This is a genomic window from Brunnivagina elsteri CCALA 953 (genome assembly GCF_002289455.1).
GTDB classification, from domain to species: domain Bacteria; phylum Cyanobacteriota; class Cyanobacteriia; order Cyanobacteriales; family Nostocaceae; genus Brunnivagina; species Brunnivagina elsteri.
Genome location: NZ_NTFS01000332.1, coordinates 1 through 7,550 on the forward strand (window position 1 = coordinate 1; position 7,550 = coordinate 7,550).

General features: G+C 39.1%; 10 protein-coding genes. 2 read left to right on the forward strand and 8 right to left on the reverse strand.

Features of this window, described 5'->3' with window-relative positions:
* Positions 1–371: 371 nt before the first annotated feature.
* Positions 372–1,259 (forward strand): universal stress protein, encoded by an 888-nt coding sequence (locus CK510_RS22800; protein ID WP_095723869.1) that lies wholly within the window; start codon positions 372–374, stop codon positions 1,257–1,259.
* A 211-nt stretch (positions 1,260–1,470) separates the two neighbouring features.
* Here CK510_RS22800 and psbM read toward each other — a convergent pair whose 3' ends face one another.
* From psbM to CK510_RS22825, 5 genes are all read right to left on the reverse strand, one after another.
* Positions 1,471–1,587, reverse strand: coding sequence for a photosystem II reaction center protein PsbM (gene psbM / locus CK510_RS22805; RefSeq protein WP_095723870.1), 117 nt, complete (start codon positions 1,585–1,587; stop codon positions 1,471–1,473).
* A gap of 92 nt (positions 1,588–1,679) precedes the next feature.
* Positions 1,680–1,976 carry a 2Fe-2S iron-sulfur cluster-binding protein gene (locus tag CK510_RS22810; RefSeq protein WP_095723871.1) on the reverse strand — a complete coding sequence of 99 codons (297 nt, stop codon included), beginning with the start codon at positions 1,974–1,976 and terminating at the stop codon, positions 1,680–1,682.
* Positions 1,977–2,287: 311 nt separating this feature from the next.
* Positions 2,288–2,425 carry a photosystem II reaction center protein K gene (locus tag CK510_RS22815; RefSeq protein ID WP_006195022.1) on the reverse strand — a complete coding sequence of 46 codons (138 nt, stop codon included), beginning with the start codon at positions 2,423–2,425 and terminating at the stop codon, positions 2,288–2,290.
* 142 nt (positions 2,426–2,567) lie between these two features.
* Entirely contained in the window at positions 2,568–3,695 is a 1,128-nt protein-coding gene (gene tgt / locus CK510_RS22820; protein WP_095723872.1) for a tRNA guanosine(34) transglycosylase Tgt, read from the reverse strand.
* Positions 3,696–3,821: 126 nt separating this feature from the next.
* Positions 3,822–4,271 carry a hypothetical protein gene (locus tag CK510_RS22825; RefSeq protein ID WP_095723873.1) on the reverse strand — a complete coding sequence of 150 codons (450 nt, stop codon included), beginning with the start codon at positions 4,269–4,271 and terminating at the stop codon, positions 3,822–3,824.
* Between the two features lie 414 nt (positions 4,272–4,685).
* Between CK510_RS22825 and cobS the strand changes: the two genes are divergently transcribed.
* Positions 4,686–5,459 (forward strand): adenosylcobinamide-GDP ribazoletransferase, encoded by a 774-nt coding sequence (gene cobS / locus CK510_RS22830; RefSeq protein ID WP_095723874.1) that lies wholly within the window; start codon positions 4,686–4,688, stop codon positions 5,457–5,459.
* Between the two features lie 41 nt (positions 5,460–5,500).
* Here the strand turns inward: cobS and CK510_RS22835 are convergent, their stop codons facing one another.
* The 3 genes from CK510_RS22835 to CK510_RS22845 form a co-directional block, all read right to left on the reverse strand.
* A complete protein-coding gene (locus CK510_RS22835; protein WP_095723875.1) occupies positions 5,501–6,010 on the reverse strand; it encodes a PPC domain-containing protein in 510 nt (169 codons plus the stop codon).
* Positions 6,011–6,098: 88 nt separating this feature from the next.
* Positions 6,099–6,773, reverse strand: a complete 675-nt coding sequence (locus CK510_RS22840; RefSeq protein ID WP_095723876.1) for a ComF family protein — start codon at positions 6,771–6,773, stop codon at positions 6,099–6,101.
* Positions 6,774–6,795: 22 nt separating this feature from the next.
* Positions 6,796–7,308 (reverse strand): GNAT family N-acetyltransferase, encoded by a 513-nt coding sequence (locus CK510_RS22845; protein WP_095723877.1) that lies wholly within the window; start codon positions 7,306–7,308, stop codon positions 6,796–6,798.
* Positions 7,309–7,550: the final 242 nt, after the last annotated feature.

Consider the following 7,550-nt stretch of genomic DNA (forward strand, 5'->3'; position numbering starts at 1 on the left):
TTGTTAAACTTAAGAGTAGAAAAATATAGGGTATACTTAAAAGTAAAGTAAGTAGATAGGCATAATAGTGTGAAAATAAATTACATATTTTAGTTATTGCTTTTAGTTAAATTAACTTAAATTAACTTAAATTAAAAGCAACTTCTATAAATTGTAATTAATGCAAACCTATGTACTGAAAAATCAAAACAAAATATCAGTATTTTTGTGTAAATTAAACATCAATAATTTAACGCAATCACTAACAGTCAAAATTAGTTTGATTGTTTTGTTTTGGTGTCTAGTTACGTAAAGATACTGAGTCAAAATTACTCGGCGATTGCCAGTAAATAAAAGCAATTACCACCCAAACCTGACCGAACGCGAATAAAATGATACAAAAAATATTGCTAGCTGTCTCCGGATTAGGACATGCTGAAGAAATGCTCAAGACTTTTGCGGATTTACCCTCAGTTCAAAAGTCAAAAGTAACTGTTTTACACGTTGTACCCCCACAAACCAGTGCAGAAAACATGACTGCCAAGTGGGAAGAAGGTGGTAAAATTTTAGCAAACGCGATCCAATATTTAAATTTAGACCCCAGTCTCGTATCTTCAATTTTACGGCAGGGAGAACCTAAAGATGTGGTTTGTCAAGTCGCTGATGAAATGGATGCGGACTTGATTATTATGGGTTCCCGTGGGTTAAAACGATTACAATCAATATTGTCGAATTCCGTTAGCCAATATGTGTTTCAGTTGTCATCCCGTCCAATGTTGCTGGTTAAAGATGACATTTACATCAAAAAAATTAACCGAATTATGGTAGCAATGGATGCTTCCGAGACTGCTAAATATTGCCTAAAATTAGCTTTATTCCTGCTTAAAGATTTAAAAGGAGCAGAACTACTACTAGCAAATATCAATCCTGATGGGCAGAGCAAATCTGGCAAGGCTGAATTGACACCAGAGCAGAATCCTATTTTAGCAGTTGCGATCGCAGAAGCTAAAAAATATGGGGTTTCGACTCGCTGCGTAGTTAGTACCGGAACTTCGGGGCAAGATGGCAATATCACGGGTAGCGGTAGAGCAGGAAGAGAAATTTGTCGTTTGGCGGATGATTCTAATGTAGACTTGTTGGTAATTGGTTCCCCCGATCGCCGTCCATCAATTGCCAAAAATTTCGTCGATTTAGATAGATTATTGGGTTCTTCCCTTTCCGATTATGTCCGAGTTAATGCCACTTGTCCGGTTCTTTTAGCCCGTACAGATGCAGCTTAGGATAATTTTACTTGATTGTGGAGACGGGATTAGGGAGTTCCAGAAAATAAAGTATTCCAAGCGTCAGTTTATCACTATCTCATATGAAACGGCGGGGAGACCCCTACAACAATTTGGGTAATTTATTTTTTGGTGTACCCTAATCAGCAAAAACCCCGCACTTTAATTAAGTGTGGGGATTGCTTATTTTATACAAAGAATTTTAAACAAATTAACTGTTTTTTCCACTTTCTCGGCTAGCAGTGAGCGTGTAAAGAAGGATTAAAAACACGGTGGGAACAAACACGAACAAAATGGTCGCTATGAACCCCAATTCATTAGTTTGCATAGCAAGGAAGCCCTCTTATAATTTCCAGTCACGTTCCAATTGTATCAGCAAATCTCTCGAAATAATATTGTTCTGGGTTCCGCATTTTTGTACTATGGTTTAGTGATAACGCTTACCGCACCATGAACCAGGGTTTGACAAGCTAAACGGTAATTATCAGGCTTTTTCTTGAGGATTTTGTTTTCAGCATCGGTACGTGGTGAAAGATTTTCGATTCCTTCGGTAACTTCAACTATACAAGTACCACACTGCCCATAACCACCGCAGTTCATCATTTTTCCCCAAACTTTATAGATATCGATACCATTTTGCATTGCTAGAAGTCGGAGATTACCCCCATTTGCGGCAATGACTTCTTTATTTTCTTTGACAAAGTTGATATTACCCATAAAATACACCTGCTTGCGATCGCAATAAAAGAAAAAACTTTTCGACAGACTAAGAATATAGATTCTATGTAAATATTATATTTATTTGTTAACTATTTTTAAGAAAAATGACATTTTTTAAAGATAAGTAAACAAAAAATAAGACAGGCTGATTTACCTGTCTGGAAAAAAGATTTGCATGTAAATTCTGGATTCAAAAATTATTAGACGGAAAAGACAGGAAGAATATTATCTTTGTTATCTTGACTATCTGTGCTAGTAGGTGAAAAACTTGCATTCTTCACCTTTGGCAAAATCCAAAATTGTGAGACTTATCTAAAACCAACGGCTGCTTGCCATACAAAAGCTAACAGCAGAAAAAATACAGGAATAACAGGTAGAACATCTACCAAGGGGTCGAAGATTTGATAAGCTTCGGGTAATTTTGCTAACAACAATGCTGCTTCCATGTTACTAAAATCCACTATCCAACACAGCTTTAATATTTGACATTTATTTTAACATGCAACCAGTCAATTAGTAACTTGCAATACTGCCATCCATTTAAAAGTAAGCTAAGTCAGGAGTCAGAAGTAAAAAAGCCCTGCCTTCTCATTTTTCCTCCTGTACTTCCCCAGGTTTTAGCCAATGGGCAAAATCGGTGGCAAAAGTTCCCTGTAAAATCGCATTACGGATTTTTTGGGTAAAGCGGATGAGTTCGGTGATATTGTGGATCGATAGTAATGTGTAAGCGAGAATTTCCTGCGATCGCAATAAATGGGAAATGTAAGCACGGCTAAAATTTTGACAGGTGTAACAAGGGCATGTTTCGTCTAATGGGGCAAAATCTTCACGAAACTTAGCATTTTTCAAATTCCAACGTTCTCCCTGTACCATTGCCGTACCATGACGTGCCCAACGAGTCGGAATCACACAGTCAAATAAATCAATTCCCGATGCGATCGCCATTGCCATTTCTCGATAAGTACCCACTCCCATTAAATAACGGGGTTTGTCAGAGGGTAATAATGGTGCAGTAGTTTCCACGATTTGAGCAATTAATTCGGGTGGTTCCCCCACACTCACACCACCAATTGCGTATCCAGGTAAATCAAACTGCTTTAAATCGAGCGCCGCTTTTGCACGTAAATCTAAATATACTCCACCCTGAACAATACCAAATAAAGCTTGGTCTTGGCGTTGATGTGCGCTTATACATCTTTCTAACCAACGATAAGTACGAGATGTCGCGGCTTCCACTTCTTCACGGGTTGCTGGATAAGGAGGACATTCATCAAATGCCATAATCACATCAGCTCCTAAGGTATTCTGAATTGCGATCGAACGTTCTGGGGTTAAGTTAATAATTCTGCCATCGCGAGGCGAACGAAAGGTTACACCTTCCTCTGTAATTTTTCGCATTTCGCTGAGACTGAAAACCTGAAATCCACCCGAGTCTGTCAGCATGGGACCATTCCAGCCCATGAACTTATGCAATCCTCCACCACCTGCAACAATATCTTCACCGGGTTGCAGGTGCAAATGATAGGTGTTAGATAATACCATTTGTGCTCCAGTGTCCTTCAGTTGGGCTGGAGTGATGGTTTTGACATTAGCCAGCGTTCCAACTGGCATAAATCTTGGTGTCTCCACAATGCCATGTGGTGTCTGGAAAACCCCCGCTCGTGCTTTAGTTTGATTGCAGGAAGCTATGCATTCAAAAGAAAAGTTTGCAGTCAAAGTACAAGTAACCTAAAAAAGTAATAAGTATCAGAATATTCAGATGTGAACTATCCTAACTTAGTAAGGGACTAATTTTACTTATTAACGCCTGACTCCTGAATCCTGAATCCTGAATGCTGACTCCTAAAACATCTCAGAGGAATCGTCATCAAACTCAGCATCCCAACGGGCAGACAGTACTTGCTCCATCATCGCTTCAATCGCAGTCACATTAATAGTGCCACGCCTTTCTTGTGAAGGTGTCGATAGGGGAATCAACCGCAAACGCCATCCTTCCTGTACAAGGTCGAAATGAGTCTCCTTTTCTGGAGTTTGCTGTAATTCTAGATAGTCAAAACTACAGACATTCAGGTAAAGCGTGTGATTAGCAACTAGGGTAGAACGTTGTGGATTAGCAAAAACTTCCATAACATCGCCATCACCTTCACTCTGCACTGTTCCATCGAAAATATAGACGTAGTGGACGCGACTCAAATCTGTTAGCAATCGCCGCATATCCAACTTACTTACAATTACACCTGTGTTAATAATGCAGGGAGCTGGTATTTTTGTTTCGGGTAGATGGTGGCTCATAGTTAAAATAATTAATAATGCACGAAGATAATTTGCAACACAGCTAAATTGAATGTTACAGCTTTCTTGACCTCCTAAATTTTTATTATTATTAATATTCTTTTTGAAAACATAGAGTTTTTACCTAATATGTTGTATCTAAATTATTAACCCATAATTAAAAAACAAAACATTAAATTAATTTCTCGAAGCTATGAAAGTAGTTATTTATACAAAGTATGTTGATTCAGTTATGGCACAAGCATAACAAAATTTCCCACAGGAGTTTCCCTAACAAGTTAATCTTATTAAAAGCTTTAAAAAGGTAGTCATTATCGATACATAAAGCTAGAAGTTTCTTGGGGTTTTCTCTATAAACTTCAAGAGAAATTATACCCTCGTCAAGAGTTGTTGATAAAATACTATGTTCTTAAGATGACAATTATTTATCAGTGGTGCAAAGGGTTGCTATTAAGTTTTGTAGCAAGTATTTTATTTTATACTTCTATTCCTCTGCCATATTTTCAGGGATTGGATTTTCAGGGAGTAGCAAAGTTTGCTCCCGTGGTAGGGTTATTGATTGGGGGAATTTTAACGCTATTGGACTTGGTTTTAGGTTGGTTAGGTATACCGATTTTGACGCGCAGTGTATTGATTGTTTGTGTTTGGGCAGGGATTACCGGGGGATTGCATTTGGATGGGGCAATGGATACAGCCGATGGTTTGGCAGTAGGCAACCCGGAACGAAGGTTAGAAGTGATGGCAGATAGTGCAACTGGTGCATTTGGGGCAATGATTGCAGTAGCCATCTTGCTTCTCAAAGCCGCAGCATTAACCGATATCGCTCAAAATCGTTGGTTTGTATTACTCGCAGCTTGCAGTTGGGCACGTTGGGGACAAATTTTAGCCATTTTCCTATATCCATATCTAAAACCCACAGGTAAGGGAGCATTTCACAAACAAGCAATACGCTCGTATCAGGATGTATTACCGGGATTAGTGTTAATTATTGTGTTGAGCATTTTGCCAGTAATTATCAATCGAGATTACTTAGCTTTGAGTTTGGTGACAGTAGTTGGGGGAATTGCGATCGCATTTATTACAGGTTTCTGGTTCAACCACAAACTCGGAGGACACACGGGGGATACTTATGGTGCGGTTGTCGAATGGACAGAAGCATTATTGCTGTGTCTAATGACTGCAATTTAGTTTAGTACTCAATTAATGCTCCATCCCCAATCCCCAATTACCTACTTAGTCGGTTGCAATCGCGTAACCTTAAGTTTAAATGCACCAACTCCGGTTTCACCAAACGATCGCACTCGAACTACATAATTACCAGTCTCATTAATGCGGGTAAAAAGTAAAGAATTACTACTACCATCAGGACCATCATCATTTTCTGATAAAGTTGAACCGTTTGGTCCAAGTAAAGTAATAATACTGTCAAAGCTATCGGAAGCAAGGTCTATAGCTAGATTTTCGCCTTTACTTAACTTCACCATATAATCGCGAGCAAAGCCACCTTGACCTGTGGGAATATCTCGCTCGGTAAGGGAATCAGTGACTTCATAAGTCGAAGGCAAAGGCAATGGATTATACATTTTAGCAGCTTGGGCAAAACTTGCGTTTGTATTTGCAAAAATCGCCACCAAAGTTGCAGGAATAAAAATTAAATTTTTTAAGTTTTTTAAGTTTTCGTTTTTTAAGTTTTCGTTTTTTAATTTTTCTAAGTACAATCTAACAGCTTTGCTAATCATCCCCAAGATTCTTCCCAAGAGCGTAATTTTGTCAATTATAGTTTTTCTCAGCTTGACTTGCCCAGGATTTGATGGATTATTTCTTGATTTACTGGGATTTTATTCCTCCAGCACATGTAGCAAGTCCAATCACAGATATATTCATTTTGGAAAACGTCATTATTGCCGAGCGAGCAGTGGCTCCAGTTGTATAAATATCATCGATTAAAAGTACGTAATTGGGAGGCTTGCGAAGAAAATCATCTCCCACTGCAAAAGCTTCGGCAAGATTGCGATCGCGCTGTGTCACAGATAGAGAATGTTGTGCTTCCGTTTCTCGTAACCTTCGCAATCCATTCGTTCTCAATGGTAATCCCGTAATTTCACAAAAGCTTTGGGCAATAAGTGCAGCTTGGTTAAAACCCCTAGATTTGAGTTTACTAGGATGAAGTGGAATAGGCACAACAGCAATTTTTTTCTCTGGGGATGGTAAATTTTGTAACCAAGCTTCACCCAACAAATATCCAAGAGGACGGGCAATTTCCGGACAATCATTATATTTCATGACTGCGATCGCTCTCTTCAATATCCCACCATAAGCACCCCAAGCAAAAACAGGTGTTTCCTCTTTCCACAACAAACAAGGATTATTTAACTGACATTTCTGCAATTGTTTGCTACAACTAGGGCAAAATTCATCCTTTGTTGAACGTTGACAGAGTGGACAATTGGATTGAAGAAAAAGATTGAAAAAGTTTTTAAGGGGTTTTGTAAAAATAGGCATTTTTTAGTTTGGGAATTGGGGATTAATAATTAACCTTTTTAAAATAAACGCGATCGCATCTCAAAGTTTCTATACCTGTCGCTGGCAAATAACCATTTTTTTCGTACATTTGTACAGCTTCCTTGAGAATGCTCGCGGTTTCAATCCAAATTTCCTGAAAACCACGAGATGCGTAGACCCGAAGGGGCTTGTCGCAAGACATCGCTTCTTCCAATTGTTGTAACAAATATTTCCCTAACCCAAAACCGCGAATTTGCGGTAAAAAGTACATTTTCCTAATCTTAACCGCATTTTGTCCGCGCTCAATTGGATAATATGCCCCAGTTCCCACTACTATATTTTGGTATTCAATAACCCAAAACTCCCCAGCAGTATCTAAGTAACACTCCTCAACTTGTACCACATCGCGATCGGCTCCATCCGCTTCCCAACCCAAACCATACTCAGCCAAAACCCCACGAATCAGTTCCGCAGCACTTTGCCTATCTTTTGCTTCCCAAGAGCGAATCAGGAAATCTTTATAATATTTATTCATCTGCGTACCCTGCGGGTAGGCACGGAGTGACTTCCAAAGGTAGCCGCATTAGACGAGCGTACATCGGAGAGGTTGCCGTAGGCTAGCGAGACTTCTCGCAGAGTAGTGTCTATATCTGCGTGCATCTGCGGTTTTTACCAGTCTATCTAATTTGCGATCGCTATCTAAGCTGTTCCGCATTTAAATCATATAATCTAAATTATTATAATTGTTGTGGGGTGGGCATCCCTGCCTGCCCTAAT

Bases quoted from the DNA above. Each gene is read 5' to 3' on its own strand.
- CK510_RS22800 (WP_095723869.1), top strand. From the start codon at position 372: ATGATACAAAAAATATTGCTAGCTGTCTCCGGATTAGGACATGCTGAA.
- psbM (WP_095723870.1), bottom strand. From the start codon at position 1,587: ATGCAAACTAATGAATTGGGGTTCATAGCGACCATTTTGTTCGTGTTT.
- CK510_RS22810 (WP_095723871.1), bottom strand. From the start codon at position 1,976: ATGGGTAATATCAACTTTGTCAAAGAAAATAAAGAAGTCATTGCCGCA.
- CK510_RS22815 (WP_006195022.1), bottom strand. From the start codon at position 2,425: ATGGAAGCAGCATTGTTGTTAGCAAAATTACCCGAAGCTTATCAAATC.
- CK510_RS22825 (WP_095723873.1), bottom strand. From the start codon at position 4,271: ATGAGCCACCATCTACCCGAAACAAAAATACCAGCTCCCTGCATTATT.
- cobS (WP_095723874.1), top strand. From the start codon at position 4,686: ATGACAATTATTTATCAGTGGTGCAAAGGGTTGCTATTAAGTTTTGTA.
- CK510_RS22835 (WP_095723875.1), bottom strand. From the start codon at position 6,010: ATGATTAGCAAAGCTGTTAGATTGTACTTAGAAAAATTAAAAAACGAA.
- CK510_RS22840 (WP_095723876.1), bottom strand. From the start codon at position 6,773: ATGCCTATTTTTACAAAACCCCTTAAAAACTTTTTCAATCTTTTTCTT.
- CK510_RS22845 (WP_095723877.1), bottom strand. From the start codon at position 7,308: ATGAATAAATATTATAAAGATTTCCTGATTCGCTCTTGGGAAGCAAAA.